Source organism: Nocardia sp. NPDC055002 (assembly GCF_053608825.1).
This window is the reverse complement of sequence record NZ_JBSGWE010000013.1, coordinates 25,412-41,833: the sequence shown is the minus strand read 5'-3', so window position 1 is coordinate 41,833 and position 16,422 is coordinate 25,412. Positions and strand designations below refer to the sequence as shown.

General features: G+C 68.5%; 14 protein-coding genes. 8 read left to right on the top strand and 6 right to left on the bottom strand.

What is annotated here, in order from left to right; genetic code table 11:
• Positions 1-50 precede the first annotated feature (50 nt).
• The 4 genes from ACWF99_RS32450 to ACWF99_RS32435 are packed head-to-tail and all read left to right on the top strand — an operon-like array spanning position 51 to position 5,117.
• On the top strand, positions 51-1,592 hold the full coding sequence (locus tag ACWF99_RS32450) for an ABC transporter substrate-binding protein (RefSeq protein WP_452538247.1): 1,542 nt from the start codon (positions 51-53) through the stop codon (positions 1,590-1,592).
• Positions 1,589-2,530 (top strand): ABC transporter permease, encoded by a 942-nt coding sequence (locus ACWF99_RS32445; RefSeq protein WP_378633289.1) that lies wholly within the window; start codon positions 1,589-1,591, stop codon positions 2,528-2,530. The genes ACWF99_RS32450 and ACWF99_RS32445 overlap by 4 nt, the downstream gene beginning before the upstream one ends.
• Positions 2,527-4,359: a dipeptide/oligopeptide/nickel ABC transporter permease/ATP-binding protein gene (locus tag ACWF99_RS32440; protein ID WP_452538246.1), complete on the top strand. Its 1,833-nt coding sequence runs from the start codon at positions 2,527-2,529 to the stop codon at positions 4,357-4,359. The genes ACWF99_RS32445 and ACWF99_RS32440 overlap by 4 nt, the downstream gene beginning before the upstream one ends.
• Positions 4,356-5,117: an ABC transporter ATP-binding protein gene (locus ACWF99_RS32435; protein ID WP_378651563.1), complete on the top strand. Its 762-nt coding sequence runs from the start codon at positions 4,356-4,358 to the stop codon at positions 5,115-5,117. The genes ACWF99_RS32440 and ACWF99_RS32435 overlap by 4 nt, the downstream gene beginning before the upstream one ends.
• Positions 5,118-5,192: 75 nt before the next feature.
• Here ACWF99_RS32435 and ACWF99_RS32430 read toward each other — a convergent pair whose 3' ends face one another.
• Positions 5,193-6,521: an NAD(P)/FAD-dependent oxidoreductase gene (locus ACWF99_RS32430; protein ID WP_452538245.1), complete on the bottom strand. Its 1,329-nt coding sequence runs from the start codon at positions 6,519-6,521 to the stop codon at positions 5,193-5,195.
• Positions 6,522-6,666: 145 nt separating this feature from the next.
• Between ACWF99_RS32430 and ACWF99_RS32425 the strand changes: the two genes are divergently transcribed.
• Positions 6,667-7,521, top strand: coding sequence for a LysR family transcriptional regulator (locus ACWF99_RS32425; protein WP_378633279.1), 855 nt, complete (start codon positions 6,667-6,669; stop codon positions 7,519-7,521).
• A 20-nt stretch (positions 7,522-7,541) separates the two neighbouring features.
• Here the strand turns inward: ACWF99_RS32425 and ACWF99_RS32420 are convergent, their stop codons facing one another.
• The 5 genes from ACWF99_RS32420 to ACWF99_RS32400 form a co-directional block, all read right to left on the bottom strand.
• The gene (locus tag ACWF99_RS32420) at positions 7,542-8,528 is read right to left on the bottom strand and encodes an aminoglycoside phosphotransferase family protein (RefSeq protein ID WP_452538244.1); all 987 of its coding nucleotides are present in this window, start codon (positions 8,526-8,528) and stop codon (positions 7,542-7,544) included.
• 35 nt (positions 8,529-8,563) lie between these two features.
• Complete coding sequence (locus ACWF99_RS32415; protein WP_452538243.1) at positions 8,564-10,117, bottom strand: protein kinase domain-containing protein; 1,554 nt, start codon at positions 10,115-10,117, stop codon at positions 8,564-8,566.
• Positions 10,118-10,289: 172 nt separating this feature from the next.
• The gene (locus ACWF99_RS32410) at positions 10,290-10,637 is read right to left on the bottom strand and encodes a hypothetical protein (RefSeq protein WP_452538242.1); all 348 of its coding nucleotides are present in this window, start codon (positions 10,635-10,637) and stop codon (positions 10,290-10,292) included.
• A gap of 91 nt (positions 10,638-10,728) precedes the next feature.
• Complete coding sequence (locus tag ACWF99_RS32405; protein WP_378633270.1) at positions 10,729-11,685, bottom strand: electron transfer flavoprotein subunit alpha/FixB family protein; 957 nt, start codon at positions 11,683-11,685, stop codon at positions 10,729-10,731.
• 37 nt (positions 11,686-11,722) lie between these two features.
• A complete protein-coding gene (locus ACWF99_RS32400; protein WP_358105111.1) occupies positions 11,723-12,508 on the bottom strand; it encodes an electron transfer flavoprotein subunit beta/FixA family protein in 786 nt (261 codons plus the stop codon).
• 187 nt (positions 12,509-12,695) lie between these two features.
• Here ACWF99_RS32400 and ACWF99_RS32395 point away from each other — a divergent pair, with 187 nt between their 5' ends.
• Genes ACWF99_RS32395 through ACWF99_RS32385 form a run of 3 tightly spaced genes read left to right on the top strand, consistent with a single transcriptional unit; the run spans position 12,696 to position 16,290 of the window.
• Positions 12,696-13,499 (top strand): class I SAM-dependent methyltransferase, encoded by an 804-nt coding sequence (locus ACWF99_RS32395; RefSeq protein ID WP_452538241.1) that lies wholly within the window; start codon positions 12,696-12,698, stop codon positions 13,497-13,499.
• The gene (locus ACWF99_RS32390) at positions 13,496-15,040 is read left to right on the top strand and encodes a 1,4-alpha-glucan branching protein domain-containing protein (protein ID WP_378651583.1); all 1,545 of its coding nucleotides are present in this window, start codon (positions 13,496-13,498) and stop codon (positions 15,038-15,040) included. The genes ACWF99_RS32395 and ACWF99_RS32390 overlap by 4 nt, the downstream gene beginning before the upstream one ends.
• Positions 15,037-16,290 (top strand): glycosyltransferase family 4 protein, encoded by a 1,254-nt coding sequence (locus tag ACWF99_RS32385; RefSeq protein ID WP_378633263.1) that lies wholly within the window; start codon positions 15,037-15,039, stop codon positions 16,288-16,290. Before ACWF99_RS32390 ends, ACWF99_RS32385 begins: the two co-directional genes overlap by 4 nt.
• Positions 16,291-16,422 lie beyond the last annotated feature (132 nt).

Below are 16,422 nucleotides of genomic sequence, written 5' to 3'. Positions count from 1 at the left end.
TGACAGCGGCACTGATTCCTTGATGTCACCTCACGCATCAAGGAGTTCGCATGAAACGCCCCCTCTTCGCCGCAGCGTGTGTCGCGGCGGCCGCGACGCTCGCCGCGTGCACGACATCACAGACCAGCGGTCCGGGCTCGGCCGCGTCCGACGCGACCGTGCGCCTGGCCCTGACCTCCGATCTGGGCAGCTTCGACCCCGCGCGGGCGGCCGGCTCCTCCGACTACGCCTTCGGTCGTCTGCTGTACTCGACGCTGGTCGGTCTCGACGACAAGAACGTCGTCGTCCCCCGGCTGGCTGCCAGCTGGGACGTCACCGCGACGCAGGCGACCTTCACCCTGAACAAGGGCCTGACCTGCTCCGACGGTGCCCCGCTCACCGCGAGCCAGGTCGCTGCCTCGCTGGAGTACTTCCGCAAGACCGCCCCCGGCGCGGCCTACACATTCGGCGCGGCCAACGCCGGCGACAAGACCACCATCACCGGCGACGACGCCGCAGGCACCGTCTCGGTGCGCATGGCCAACCCGTGGTCGGAGCTGCTCCCCTCGCTGGGCCTGGTCAACGCGGGCATCATCTGTAAACCTGGCCTGGACGACCCCACCGGCCTGGCCACCGGCTCGGTGCCGGGCGCGGGTACAGGTCCCTACGTCATCACCGCGAGCGAACGCGGCTCCCGCTACACCGCGTCCCTGCGCGAGGGATTCGACGCGTTTCCCGCCTTCGCCGCCGACCGGTCCGGTCGCTCGCCCGCCACGATCGAGCTCAGCATCGTCAAGAGTGAATCGGCGGCGGCCAATCTCCTGCAGACCGGTCAGCTCGACTTCGCCGGTTTCACCGGTCCCGACGGCACCCGGCTGGAACAGGGATTCGAGACCGCGACCGCGCCGATGATCCGCAACTTCCTGTTCTTCAACCAGCGTGCGGGCAAGGCCGGTGCCGACGCGGAATTCCGCAAAGCCGTCGCGCAGGCCGTAGACGCCAGGGCCTACGACAAGGTTCTCGGCGGCTCCGGAACCCTGCTGAACAGCTATGTCGACAGCACCGCCAACGTCTGCGCCAACACCGACGACGCCCTGCTGACCCAGCACGATCTCGCCTCGGCCACCCGAGTCCTCACGGGCAAGAAGATCACCGTGACGGGCACCAACGCGATCGCCGACGGCGCGGGCAACACCTATGTCGCCGAGGCACTGCGCGCGGCGGGCGCCGAGGTGAAGCTGGTCAATGTCGACAACAACACCTGGGCATCGTCGGTGCTGCCCAGCGGCGACTGGGACATCAATGTGATGGCGTCACTGTCGACCACGCTGCTCACCGCGTCGAACCTGCTCACCGGCGCCGAACCGCCCCAGGGCCGCAACTACGGCGCGACCCACAACAACGCCTTCGACCAGGGTCTGCGCGCGGCCGTCGTCACCACCGATCAGACGGCCAAGTGCGCCGCCTGGCAGCAGGGCCAGGCTGGTCTGCTCAGCGCCGTCGACATCGTGCCGCTGTCGACGCTGAACGTGCGCTACGTGTTCAGCGACGGTGTGCGGGCCCATATCCCCAACGGTCAGATCGACCTCAGCACCCTCCGGATCGGCTCGTGACAGGGTGGTTCGGCTTCGCGCTGCGCCGCGCGGCCGGACTCCTCGCGGTGGCGGTGGTGCTCGTCGTGGTCACCTTCGCAATGATCCAGCTCATCCCCGGTGACCCGGCCGAATCACTGGCCGGTCAGAACGCGACCCAGGCCGACATCGCCCGGATCCGGACCGAACTCGGGCTCGACCGCCCGGTGCTCACCCGCTTCTTCGACTACGTGTCGGGCCTGCTGCAGGGCGACCTCGGTCGTTCCTTCCAGACCAGGGAGGCAGTCTCGGACGTGATCGCGGCGCGGCTGCCGTTCACCGCGCAGCTGGCCGTGTTCTCGCTGATCCTGGTCCTGGCGATCGCGCTGCCGCTCGGCATCGCGGTCGCGGCCCGGCACAGTCGACGCACCGACGGGGCGTTCACCCTGTCGACCGGATTGCTCGGTGCCGTACCGGAATACGTGGTCGGCACCGCCCTGGTGGTGGTCTTCGCGATCACCCTGGGGTTGCTGCCCGCGGGTGGGGCACAGACGACCCAATCGCTGATCCTGCCCGTGCTGGCCATCAGCCTGCCCAGCATGTGTGTGATGGCGCGAGTGGTGCGACGCGAAGCCGGAACAGTGCTGTCTCAGGACTACATCCGCACCGCGCGCGGTAGGCGTCTGCCCCCGCTGCGGCTGTACACCCGCCACGTGCTCCCCAATCTGCTCACCGCGGTGATGACCCTGAGTGGTCTGGTGCTCGCCTCGATGCTGGGTGGCACGGTGATCGTGGAAACGGTGTTCGCGTGGCCGGGGATCGGGCAGCGAGTGGTCGACGCGCTGCTGGTGCGCGACTACCCGGTGATCCAGGGCTGTGTGCTGGTCCTCGGTCTGCTGGCCGCCGTTCTCAACCTGCTGGTCGATATCGCGCTGGCGATCCTCGATCCGCGTTCGTCGCTGGCCGGAGGTAACCGATGAAGACTCGTCCCCATCCCTCCCTGGTGGTCGGTGCGATCGGTTTCACCGCCGTCGCGCTCGTCGCGCTGATCGCGCCGCCACTGCTGGGCGACACCGCCGCCGCCATGTCCTCGACCGTGCGGGCGGGGATCAGCGCCGAGCACTGGCTCGGCACCGACTCGCTCGGGCGTGATGTCTGGGCACGCACCCTGGTCGCGGCCCGGCTCACCCTGGTCTTGACCACCGTGGCGACAGCGTTGGCGGCCGCACTCGGTATCGCGATCGGCACCGCGGTCTGGGTGTCCGGGCCGCGAGTACGCGAAATCGGACTGCGAATCATCGACATCATGGTCACCGCACCGACATTGATCATGGCGCTGGTGGTGGCGACCGTTCTCGGCGCCGGACCGACTGCGTCGGTGATCGCCATCGTGCTCGGTGGTTCACCGTCGTTCGCGCGGCTCACCGCCAACCTCGCCGGTTCGGTCGCCGGGCGCGACTTCGTCTCCGCCGCCAAGCTACTCGGCGTCTCACCGGCGAGGGTGATGAGCAGGCACCTGCTGCCGAACATCGCCGGGCCGCTACTGGTGCTGCTGTCCTCCGCGTACGCGCAGGTTCTGGTCGCCCTCTCCGGGCTGTCGTTCCTCGGTCTCGGTGTGCAGAATCCCCAATACGACTGGGGCTCGATGCTCAACGGGGGCCTGCGTTCGCTCTACACCACCCCGTCGGAAGCGCTCGGGCCCGCCGTCGCCATCACGGTGACAGGCGTGTTCGCCTCGCTGATCGGTGACGGTCTGGCCGCCACCCTCGACCCGCGCGAACGCACCGAGCAGCGACGCGTGACGGCGGTGCCGAAACCGCTCGCCCCCCAGGCTCCCTCGCCCGAGGCGTTGCTGACGGTGACCGACCTCAGCATCGAGTTGGACAACGGTGTGCGCCTGGTCGATTCGGTCTCCCTGCAGGTGGCGCCCGGTGAAATCGTCGGCCTCGTCGGCGAATCCGGCTCGGGCAAGTCCCTCACGGCGATGGCGGTGGCGCGACTGCTGCCCGACGAACTGAGCACCCGGGCGGCCTGTCTCGATCTCGACGGGCTCGACCTGACCGCCGCCGACAGCGATCCGGTGCGGTTGGCGACGGCGATCGGCATCGTCTACCAGGATCCGTCGGCGTCGTTCAATCCGGCGCAGCGCATCGGTAGTCAGCTCACCGAAGTGCTTCGCGTACATCTCGAGACGTGCCGACGCGATGCCATGGCGGCGGCGGCCGAGGCGTTGCGGCGCGTGCATGTGCGCGACCCCGAGACCGTGCTCGGCCAGTACCCCCATCAGCTCTCGGGTGGCATGCGTCAGCGGGCGATGATCGCCGCGGCTGTGCTGCCCGATCCGCGGCTGATCATCGCCGACGAGGCGACCACGGCGCTGGACGTGACGGTGCAGGCGGAAGTTCTCGACCTGCTGCGCGAGATCAACGACCGTGGCACCGGCATGCTGTTCATCTCCCATGACATCGGCGTGGTCGGCACACTGTGTCATCGCGTGGTCGTGATGTACGCGGGCCGCGTCGTCGAGGAGCTGACCGCCGAGGAGCTGCGAGCCGGGCGAGCTCGGCATCCGTACACCCAGGCCTTGCTGGCGGCCAGCCCCACTCTCGACGGCAGCGCTTCCAGCGGCAGGCTGGCGACCATTCCGGGCCGCCCGCCCGCCCCCGCGGACAGGCCCGCCGGATGCGCGTTCGCACCACGGTGCCCGCTCGCGGTGCCCCGGTGTGAGGCCGAGTTGCCACCACAGGTCGGCGGGGTGGCCTGCCATGTTGTCAATGCCCCACTCGCACAGGAGGTCTCCGCGCGATGAGCAGTGGACTCGAAATCCTCGGACTCACCGTCTCGTACGGCTCCGGCCGACGCGGGGTCACCGTGGTCGACGACGTGACGCTTCGGGTGCCGACCGGCGAAACCCTGGGCTTGGTCGGCGAATCGGGGTCGGGCAAGTCGACCATCGCGAAAGCCGTGGTCGGACTGCTGGCACCGAGTGCCGGACAGATCACCCTCGACGGGCAGTCACTGACGGGGAAGCCGTCGCGTGAGTCGCGGCGACGTGTGCAGTTGGTCTCCCAGGATCCCTACGCCTCGCTGAACCCGCGCATGACCATCGGTGCCGCCATCGCCGAAGCCATCGACCCGGCCCGCGCCAATCCGCGCAGACACACCGAGGCGATCGGGCGCTGGCTGGAAACGGTGTCGCTCGACCCCGCTGTCGCCCAGCGCTATCCGCACGAGTTCTCCGGCGGCCAGCGTCAGCGGATCGCGGTGGCGCGTGCCCTGGCAGTGGAGCCGGAGGTGATCATCGCCGACGAGATCACCTCCGCGCTGGACTGCTCGGTCCAGGCCGAGGTCCTGAATCTGCTGCTCGATCTGCGTGAACGCCTCGGGCTGACGATGCTGTTCATCTCGCACGACCTGGCGGTGGTGCGTCATGTCAGTGATGCGGTGGCGGTGCTGCGCCACGGCGAGCTCGTCGAATCCGGTTCCTGCGCACAGATCTACGGGAATCCGAGCCAGGCCTATACCCGGAAATTGCTCGCCAGCGTGCCCACGTTCGCGACGGCCTGAGCCTCCCCGCCGGATTGCCGCCCTCGGCGACAGCAACGACCCGCCACGATGGTGACGGGTCGTTGCTGTTTCGGGTCAGACGGTGACGCGCTCGCGCGAGTCGGTCTCGGCCACGACGTCAGGAGCGGCCTCGTTCCGGACCGGGGCGTCAGTCTTGGTGGCGACGGCTCGAACCTCGGTGGCCTCGTCGAAGCCCGGTCGTGCGGTCCCGATGAACGCGACCAGCCATCCCGCCACCGCGGCGAAGCGGTTGCGGAAGCCGACCAGATACATCAGGTGCACGGCCAGCCACATCGCCCAGGCGATGGTGCCCTTGAACGTCACGCGCTCGTTGAGCTTCACCACCGCGCTGAAGCGGCTGATCACGGCCATGCTGCCCTTGTCCCAGTAGACGAACGGCGTGCCCGCGTCCTTCTTGCGACGGATGATGTCGGCGGCGTGGCGACCCTCCTGCATGGCGACCGGCGACTGGCCGGGGTAGCCGTTGAGCGAGGTCATGTCGCCGATGGCGTAGATGTCGGCGTGGCCGCCGACGGTCAGGTCGGGGTTGATCAGGATGCGGCCCGCGCGGTCGGTCTCGGCGCCGGTGGCCTCGGCGAGCAGGGTCGCGAAGCCGCCGACCTGCACGCCCGCCGACCACACCACCGTCTCGGCGGCGATCCGGCGCTCCATGCCCTCTTTGTCCTTGACCGTCACCTTGCCCTCGTCGATGTCGGTGACGAAGGTGCCGAGCAGCACCTCGACGCCGCTGTCGGTGAGCGAGCGCTTCGCGTACTCCGAGAGCCCGCCGCCGAAGGGCGGCAGCACCTCGCCGGCGCCCTCGACCAGGGTCACCGAAACCTCCTGATGGAAGTGCCGTTTCGCGAGTTCCTTGATCTGGCCCGCCACCTCGACACCGGTCGCGCCCGCGCCGACCACCACGAAGCTGAGCAGGCGATGCCTGGTCACCTCGTCGGCACCCTCGGCCAGGGCGAATACGTGGGCGATCTGGTCACGCAGGCGCTGGGCGTCGTCGATGGTCTTGAGCGAAAAGGTCTTCTCGGCGAAGTCGTCGCGGCCGAAGTAGCTCTGGCTGGCGCCGGTGGCGGCGATCAGCGAGGCGTAGGCGATCTGGCGGGGACCGTCGGCGGTCTCGTAGGTGAGGACCGCGTTCTCCGCGTCGATGCCGGTGACCTTGCCGAGGCGGACGTCGATCTCGGGGTGGCGGCGCAGTACGTTCTTGATCGGCGGCGCGATCTCCTCGGGCGCGAGCACGCCGGTCGCCACCTGATACAGCAGCGGCTGGAACAGGTGTTCGGGCGTGCTCGAGATCAGCACGACACCGACTCGTGACTTGGCCAGTTGCTTGGCTGCGGCCAGGCCTCCGAAGCCCGAGCCGACGATGACGACATCTGTGTGTTCCATGATCACTCGCTCCAAGATCGCGTTCCAGATCGGTAATAAGTCCTTTCCTATGAGTAAACGCGATGCGGAACGAAGATGTTTCCACTGCCTGGGCGCATAATAGAGATGACTCTTATCTGCATAACTAATCAATAGGAGGTACCTGGTGGAACTTCGACAGTTGGCCTACTTCGTGGCCGTCTGCGAGGAGCTCAGTTTCAGCCGCGCGGCCAACCGCTGCTTCATCTCCCAATCCGCGATCAGCCATCAGATCGCGAGACTGGAACGTGACCTCGGCGCGCAACTGTTCGAGCGCACCACCCGCGCCGTCGTCCCGACCGACGCGACCTCGCGCCTGCTGCCACTGGCCAAGCAGATGCTGAGCCTGGAATCGGCGATCCGTGCCGCCGTGCGCACCACCGGACCGCGAATTCGCTTGGCCGCCAACATGTCTTTCGCCGCGCCCTCGCTGTCGGCGATCGCCACCGCGCGCGCCGCCCACCCCGACGCCGAGATCGAATACGTGATCAAGCCGTTCCGGCAGCGGATCACCGCGGTGGCCGACGGCGACTGTGATCTGGCCTTGATCCGCGGCAGTGTCGAACAGCCCGGCCTCGCGGTGGAACAGCTGTGGGTCGAGGACCTGGTGATCGCCATCTCGAGCAATCATCCGCTGGCCGAACGCGGCGCGGTCACCCTCGCCGATCTGAGCCCCTATCCCCTGCTGCTCCCGCCCGAGCAGGAGCAGGTGTTGTTGCACACACTGATCCGCTCGGCCTTCGCCGACCTCCCGACCGGGCCCACCTTCGGCCCGCCGATCCCGCCCGATCACACCGCCACGATGGAGCTGCTCAACCGCCCCGAGTCCTGGACGATCCTCTACGAGGGCCCTACCAAGGGCCTGCTCACCCTCGACCTCACCGACCACCGCCTTCGCATCCCGGTGTCGGCGGTCCTGCGCGAGGACGCGCGCGAGAACCCGATCGTGCAGACCCTGCTGGATGCGCTGCACCGACCGTGAGTCGTGGTGGCCCCGGCCGTTCAGATCGGGTCGCCGGATCGCCACGGGTCGCCTGCCAGCGCCGTCGCGACCGCCACGTGCAGTGGCAGGGTGTCGTCGTCGCCGTCCTCGACCGACCAGACGATCTCCTCGATCGCGCGCAGGAAAGCCCAGGCGCCCGCGCGGTCGATCGGAACATCGAGGTGACGCGCGGTCGTGACGACGACGGCGCGCGCGTGTTCGGGGGTCGGCATCGTCTGAACCTGGATCATGATCAGGAAGCCCGCGTCGAAGGCGGCTTCGCCGAGGCAGGGTTTCGGGTCGATCAGCAGCCACGGTTCACGTTCGGCGGCCACGATATTGCCGAGATGGGTGTCGCGGTTGACGATCAGCAGTTCACCGGCCGGCTCGCTCAACTCGGCGCACCCGCGCGCTGCCCGTTCTCGCAGCAGCGGTGAGATGTGTTCGGCCAGTGCGGGTTCCGGATCGGCCAGCCGCGCACGCAGACCGGTCACGATGTCGATGGCCACGGGCAGTTCCGGGAAACCGGCGGGAACCGTGGTCGCGGGGCGCCGCAGGCGGCGATACAACCCGCAGGCGAACGCCACCTTGTCGGCGTTCTCCGGTCGCCCCTCCAGGCTGGGGAACCCCGGCTGGGTGAGCAATTCCGTGCCCGGACGGGCCCATTCGAGCAGCATCGCACCGCTGGCCGGGTCGAAATCGAGCAGCCGGACCGCACCGTCGCCGTCATAGCTGTGTAGCGCGGTGGCCTCGGCGAGGTTCTCCTCGTCGACCATCGGCACCTTCAACACCACCCATGCCCCGCCCACGCGCCGCGCGGCCGCCACATAGGCATGCGTTCCGCCACCGAACGGCGCGGAGAACTCCGTCAGCCCCCACCGCGCGGCCAACCCGGCCACCACCTCGGGCAACGCATCGATCCACCGCGCCCCGGCCGCACCGAACACCGCGCGAACCGTCTCCTCGACCGACGATGGCAGCACCACCGCCACACGCCCCGACGACATCAGCCCACCCTACTGACCGCCGGCTACACCGCAGGTCATCGCCAGCGACTCGCGCGCACCGCCTTGCGATACCGGATCCAGCGCCCGGTCGACGGTGATGCCGCGAAACCGACCAGCGCCGCCGCGAGGACGAACACCGCAGCACTGGCGGCGGTCGCGGCGTAGACCTCGCCCACCGCCGACCCGATGACCCCGAACAGCGCGAAGAGCCCGACGAGCACCGCGGTGATGATCGACATGACACGACCGGCGGTGCGCGCGCACAGCAGCAGTATCGCGCCGCTGCCGGTGAACGCGACGACGACGGTGAGAATCGCGATCGCAATGAACGACCCGCTCGGATCCTTGCCCCGGTCGATCTCGTCGAGGGTTTCGGTGATGCCGTAGATCAGGAAAGCCGCGATCGACAGACTGAACAGCAGCGTCACGATGCCGACGAAGAACGCGGCGGCCTTCGACGGCTCCGGGCCACCGACCGGGGCCTGCTGCCACGGACCCGGGTATATCCGCGGATCGCCGACCGGCACACCGTATTCCGCACGCCCCCAACCCGCCTGCCCCTGCCCACCGGAGCCGAATGCCTGCGGGGCGGGCTGCTGGACGTACCCGGATGGGACGGACTGCTGCGGGTGCCCCTCGGAGCCGTGCCACCGCTGGGCGGGATCTGTCCACGGCCGCTGCGCGTGTTCACCCGAGCCAGGGACCCGGTGCTCGGAGTCGGTCCACGGCTGACGCACGGTCGGCGCGGCGACATGCCTCCCCTCGAGCACGTCCCGCAATACATCGGTGAATTCCGTCGCGCTGCCGAATCTCTCGTCGCGACGCTTGGCCATCGCGCGGGCGATGACGCCGTCGACCGCGGGCGGCAGATCCGTTCTGACCGAGGTGAGCCGCGGCACCGGCTGCGACAGGTGGCCGGCGACCACCTGTCCGGGGTTGGTGGCGGTATAGGGCGGATGACCGGCATACATCGCGAACAGGGTGCAGGCCAGCGAGTACTGGTCGCTGCGATGGTCGACGATCTCACCGGAGAGCTGCTCGGGTGAGGCGTAGGCGAGGGTGGCGGTGAAAGTCCCCGTCGCCGTGAGCTGGGTGTTGGCGGTGGCCACCCGGGCGATCCCGAAATCGGTGAGTACCGCCCGGATTTCACGACCGTGTTCGGCGTCGGCGATCAGGATGTTGCCCGGCTTCACGTCCCGGTGCAGCACCCCGTGCTGGTTGGCGTAGTCCAGTGCCGACGCCGTTTCCCCGATCAGGCGCGCGGTGACCCCCGGCTCGTGCGCACGCGAATCCCAGGTGGCGGCATCGGTTCCGCGAATGAACTGCATCGCGATCCACAGATACCCGTCATCGCTGCCACGGTCGTACACCCCGACGATGCTCGGATGATCCAGCTGCGCGACAACATCGGCCTCCCGCTCGAACCGCCGCTGCAGTTCCTGATCGGCCGAGAACTCCCGATTCAGCAATTTCAGCGCGACGCTGCGCGGCAACCGAGGATGCTCGGCCAGATAAACCGTCCCCATCCCCCCTTGCCCGAGCACCCGCTCCAAGCGATATCCAGCGAAGCCCGCCCCCGATTCCAACACAACCCGCACGCTACAGGGATCGCGGTCCACGTCGCACGCAAGCACTTCAGCGGCAGAACTCGACGGCTGGATCTACGGACAGTATCCGCTGCCGATTCCACACAGCAGAAACGACATCAACCCAGCCTGCCGACACCGACTCAACAGGTCGATCAGACCAGGTCGGGCCGATCTATCCGATACCGCGATACTCGCACGGCGGCTCACCACTGGCCGAGGCAAGCGGACACAGGAACTGGTTCTCAATGAAGTTGTGCAGCAAGAACAGCGGAATACCTACGACACTTCCCAGGTCACCGGAACCACTGGACGCGGCGGTGTCCGCGACATCCCTCGCGTCGGACACGGCACTACCCGACGCCGCCGCAACACCACCACCACCGATCAACGCCGCCCCGACGAGCCCACCGGCCACTACGGTCTTCCACATAAGAATCCTCATCTCCGCCGGCGTCGATTCACCGTCGTCGCTAATTCTGAAACAGATCTGCCTCAAATATGGCGAAACGGCCGCCCTCATCAGTTGGGGCGCACCGAACGACAACGGCCCGCGAAGCCTGTTGTGGAGACAACAGGTTTCGCGGGCCGAGGTCGAACCGACCGGGTGGTGATCAGCCCTTGTGGGACTTGACCGCTTCGGTCAGCTGCGGGGAGACGTTGAACAGGTCGCCCACGATGCCGTAGTCGGCGATCTCGAAGATGGGTGCTTCCTCGTCCTTGTTGACAGCGACGATGGTCTTCGAGGTCTGCATGCCGGCGCGGTGCTGGATGGCGCCGGAGATGCCCAGTGCGATGTAGAGCTGCGGGGAGACCGTCTTGCCGGTCTGACCCACCTGGAACTGGCCCGGGTAGTAGCCCGAGTCGACGGCGGCACGCGAGGCGCCGACAGCGGCACCCAGCGAGTCGGCCAGCGCCTCGACGACCGAGAAGTTCTCGGCGGAACCGACGCCGCGGCCACCGGAGACCACGATGCTCGCCTCGGCGAGATCGGGGCGGTCGCCACCGACGATCGGGTCACGCGAGATGACCTTCACGACGCCGTCTTCCTGCGCCGGAACCTCGACGACGACCTGCTCGCCGGCGCCGGCCTGCGGAGCGGCCTCGATGGCGCCGGGGCGCACCGAGATCACCGGCACGTCGCCGGTGGCCTTGGCCTCGACGGTGAACGCGCCACCGAAGATGGAGTGCACAGCGGAGCCGTCGGCGTTGACGCCGATGACGTCGACGAGCAGACCGGAGCCGATGCGCGCGGCAAGGCGGCCCGACACCTCCTTGCCCTCGGCGGAGGCGGCGACCAGCACGGCGGCGGGCGCGGCGGAATCGACCAGGCCGGCCAGGACGTCGACCTTCGGGGTGACCAGGAAGCCCTCGATGTCGTCGGACTCGGCGACATAGATCTTCTCGGCGCCACCGGCGGCCAGCGCGGCGGCCAGCTTGTCGGCGGTACCGGCGGGACCGGTCACGACGGCGGCGGGCTCGCCCAGCGCACGGGCGGCGGTGAGCAGTTCGGTGCTGACCTTCTTCACGGCACCGTCGGCGTGCTCGATGAGCACAAGTACTTCAGCCATTAGTTCTTTCTCCTTAGAAGTCTCGGACGGCGCCGGATCAGATGATCTTCTGACCGATGAGGTAGGACGCGATCTGGTTGCCGCCCTCGCCCTCGTCCGCGATCTTCTCGCCCGCGGTGCGAGCCGGCTTCGGGGTGGCGCTGGTGACCTGGGTGCCCGCGTTGGCGACACCGACGGTCTCCGGGTCGACGCCCAGGTCGGCCAGGGTGAAGACCAGAACTTCCTTCTTCTTCGCGGCCATGATGCCCTTGAAGGAGGGGAAGCGAGGCTCGTTGATCTTCTCGGTGACCGAGACGATCGCAGGCAGGGACGCCTCGAGCTTGAAGACACCTTCGTCGGTCTCCCGCTCGCCGGTGATCTTGTCGCCGTCGACGGTGAGCTTGCGCAGGTGCGTCAGCTGCGGGATGCCGATGTACTCCGCGATGATCGCGGGCACGGCACCGGCGCGGCCGTCGGTGGCCTCGTTACCGGCGATGACCAGCTCGACACCCTCGACCTGGCCGAGCGCGGCGGCCAGCACGTAGGCGGTCTGCACGGCGTCGGAGCCGTGGATCGCCGGGTCGTTGATGTGGATGGCCTTGTCGGCGCCCATGGACAGCGCCTTGCGGATGGCCTCGTTGGCGCGGTCGGGACCGGCGGCCAGCACGGTGACCTCGCCGCCCTGGGCCTCCTTGATCAGCAGCGCTTCTTCGACGGCGCGCTCGTTGATCTCGTCGAGCACCGCGTCGGCGGCCTCGCGGTCGAGGGTGTAGTCACCATCGGTCAGCTTGCGCTCGGACCAGGTGTCGGGGACCTGCTTGATGAGTACGACGATGTTCGGCATCGGTCTTCGTCGACCTCCTTCTGGGGACACGTGTGTGGTGGGGCCGCACGAGCTGAGCCGTACGTCCGTGTGAGATATCTAGCTCAGATCGGAACACTACCCTACGCTAAGTTACCCGTGGGTAACCTACCCGCGCAAGAGGTCCCTGACTCCTGCGTGAACCGGCGGTACCAGTAACCTCGGACCAATGAGCGAGGCTGTGATCCCTGCCGCACCCGTGGCCGCCACACATGAACCACTGCCGTTGACCGGCGAGCGGACGGTGCCCGGCATCGCCGAGGAGAACTACTGGTTCCGCCGGCACGAGATCGCCTACGCCCGACTGCTCGACCGCTGCACCGACAAGATCGTGCTCGAGGCGGGCTCGGGCGAGGGCTACGGCGCCGACATGATCGCGGGCGTCGCCCAGCGCGTCACCGGTCTGGACTACGACGAGAGCGCCGTCGCGCACGTCCGCGCGCGCTACCCGCGCGTGCAGATGATCCAGGGCAATCTCGCCGCGCTGCCCCTCGACGACGAATCCGTCGACGTCGTGGTGAATTTCCAAGTCATCGAACATCTCTGGGACCAGGGACAGTTCCTGCGCGAGTGCCTGCGCGTGCTGCGCCCCGGCGGCGTGCTGCTGATCAGCACCCCGAATCGCATCACCTTCTCCCCCGGTCGCGACACCCCCCTCAACCCGTTCCACACCCGCGAACTCAACGCCGCCGAGCTGACCGAACTGCTCGTCGACGCCGGGTTCACCGTCTCCGAGATGCTGGGCGTGCACCACGGTGCGAGCCTGAAAGCGCTGGACGCCAAGCACGGTGGGTCGTTCATCGACGCCCAGATCGAGCGCGCGCTGGCGGGGGAGCCGTGGCCCGCCGACCTCACCGCCGACGTCGCCGCTGTCACCATCGACGATTTCGACCTGCGCGCGGGCGATATCGACGCGAGCCTGGATCTGGTCGCGATCGCCGAAAAGGCAGATGCCGAGAAGGCAAGAAATTGACCGATTCCCGCTCCGCCGTGCCGGGCCAGTTCACACTGGTCCTGCACTCCCACTTGCCGTGGCTCGCCCATCACGGGCGCTGGCCGGTCGGCGAGGAATGGCTCTACCAGTCCTGGGCCGCGTCCTATCTGCCGCTGGTCAAGGTGCTGAAAAATCTTGCCGCCGAAGGGCGTTCGCATCTGCTGAGCCTCGGCATCACACCGGTGCTCGCCGCGCAGCTCGACGATCCACACTGCCTCGCGGGCATGCATCACTGGCTGGGCAACTGGCAGTTGCGCGCCGACGAGGCGTCGATGTCGGGAAATGTGGCGCTGGGCCGTCACGAACATCGGCTCGCCGCGACAGCGCTGGCCGATTTCGAACAGAACTGGCAGCACGGCGGTTCGCCGGTCTGGCGGTCGCTGATCGACGCCGACGCGATCGAACTGCTCGGCGGACCGCTGGCGCACCCGTTCCAGCCGCTGCTCGATCCGCGCCTGCGCCAGTTCCAGCTCACCGAGGGCCTGGCCGACGCGCACCTGCGCTGGGGCACCACACCGACCGGCATCTGGGCGCCCGAATGCGGCTACACACCCGGCATGGAACGGGGCTACGACGCCGCGGGCATCACCCACTTCATGGTCGACGGCCCCTCGCTGCGCGGCGACACCTCGCTCGGCAGGCCGGTCCGCGATTCCGAGGTCGTCGCCTTCGGACGCGACCTGGCCGTGAGCTACCGGGTCTGGTCGCCGAAACAGGGCTACCCCGGCCAGAGCGCCTACCGAGATTTTCACCACTACGACCACGCGACCGGGCTCAAACCCTCGCGCGTCACCGGCAAGACCGTCGACGGTCCTGACAAGGCCCCTTACGATCCCGAACTGGCGGCCGAAGCGGTCACCCGCGACGTCGCCGACTTCGTCGAGACCGTCCGTGCCCGGCTGATCGAGGAGTCCGCGCGGATCGGCAGGCCGGCCCTCGTGGTGGCCGCGTTCGACACCGAGCTGTTCGGGCACTGGTGGCACGAGGGGCCGCAGTGGCTCGAACAGGTGCTGCGCGCGCTGCCCGACGCGGGGGTGAACGTCGGCACCCTCGCCGATGCCCGCGAGAAGGGCTTCGTCGGCGAACCTGTGCAGCTCAACGACTCCTCGTGGGGTTCGGGCAAGGACTGGCGGGTCTGGGCGGGCGACCAGGTCGCCGACCTCGTCGAGCTCAACGCCGACATCGTTCGCCTGGCCCTGGACACCCTCGACAAGGTGCGCCGCGACGGATCGCTGCGCGACCCGGTCGCCGATCAGTTGCTGCGTGAGGCGATTCTCACCGTCTCCAGCGACTGGGCGTTCATGGTCAGCAAGGACTCCGCCGCCGGGTACGCCCGCGATCGGGCCCACGAACACGCGCACGCCGTCCGCGAGCTCGCTGAGGCGATCGGCGCCGGTCAGTTCGCCAAAGCGGCCCGTCTCGCGGCAGGATGGGCGATGGCCGACGGATTCTTCCCTGGTCTGGACGCGCGGCGGTTGCCGACCGCTGTCCCGTCGGCCGCCGTTGAAGGATCCGCATGAAGATTTTGATGGTGTCGTGGGAGTACCCGCCGGTCGTGGTCGGTGGGCTCGGTCGGCATGTGCATCACCTGGCCGTCGAGCTGGCCGCGGCCGGTCACGAGGTCGTCGTCCTGGCACGCCGGCCAACGGGAACCGACTCGCTCACCCACCCCACCCACTCCTACATCGCCGACGGCGTGCTCGTCGTCGCGGTGGCCGAGGACCCGCCGTGCTTCGACTTCGGCGAGGACATGCTCGCCTGGACGCTGGCCATGGGGCACGCGATGGTGCGTGCCGGGGTAGCGCTCGGCAAGCCCGGCGTCGGCGAGGGCTGGACGCCCGATGTGGTGCACGCGCACGACTGGCTCGTCGCGCACCCGTCCATCGCGCTCGCCGAGTACTACGACGTGCCGCTCGTCTCGACGATCCACGCCACCGAGGCCGGGCGCCACAGCGGCTGGGTGTCGGGCCGGGTCAACAAGCAGGTCCACTCGGTGGAGTGGTGGCTGACCAACGAGTCCGATCAGCTCATCACCTGCTCGACCTCCATGCAGGACGAAGTCGACCGGCTCTACGGACCCGAGCTCGCGCCGATCACGGTGATCCGCAACGGCATCGACGTCGGCTCCTGGACCTTTCGTTCCCGCGCGCCGCGCTCCGGCCCGCCGCGCTTGCTCTACGTCGGCCGCCTCGAGTACGAGAAGGGTGTGCAGGACGCGATCGCCGCTCTCCCCCGCATCCGCCGCGCCCACCCCGGCACCACGCTCACCGTCGCCGGTGTCGGCACCCAGTTCGAGTGGCTGCGTGAACGCGCCCGCGTGCACCGCGTCGCCCGCGCGGTCCACTTCGTCGGCAGCCTCGGCCACGACGAACTCCTCGGCTGGCTGCACGGCGCCGACGCCATCGTCCTGCCGAGCCGCTACGAACCCTTCGGCATCGTCGCCCTCGAGGCCGCCGCCGCGGGCGTTCCCCTGATCGCCTCCACCGCAGGCGGTTTGGGCGAAGCGGTGATCGACGGCGTCACCGGCGCGTCCTTCGCCCCCGCCGACATCGACGGCCTGGTGGACGCGACCCGCGCCGTCCTCGACGACCCGGCCACCGCCCAGGCCCGCGCCCACACCGCCCGCGAACGCCTCACCGCCGACTTCGCCTGGGACGTGGTAGCCGCCGAAACCGCCCAGGTCTACACCGCCGCCAAACGCCGAGTCCGCACCTCCCTCGGCCGCCCGGACATCGTGGAAAGACCCCTACCGGAACGCGATCCGAAGTAGCTCCCTTTCCATTCGGGCGATCATTCAAACGTGATCCGTGTAACAGAGTAGGTTTCGCCGCCGACAACCCTCGGCACCGTCATGCCATCGCGGTGTGCGCCAAGGGGGTCAGCGAGCGGGTCGGCTGCATCA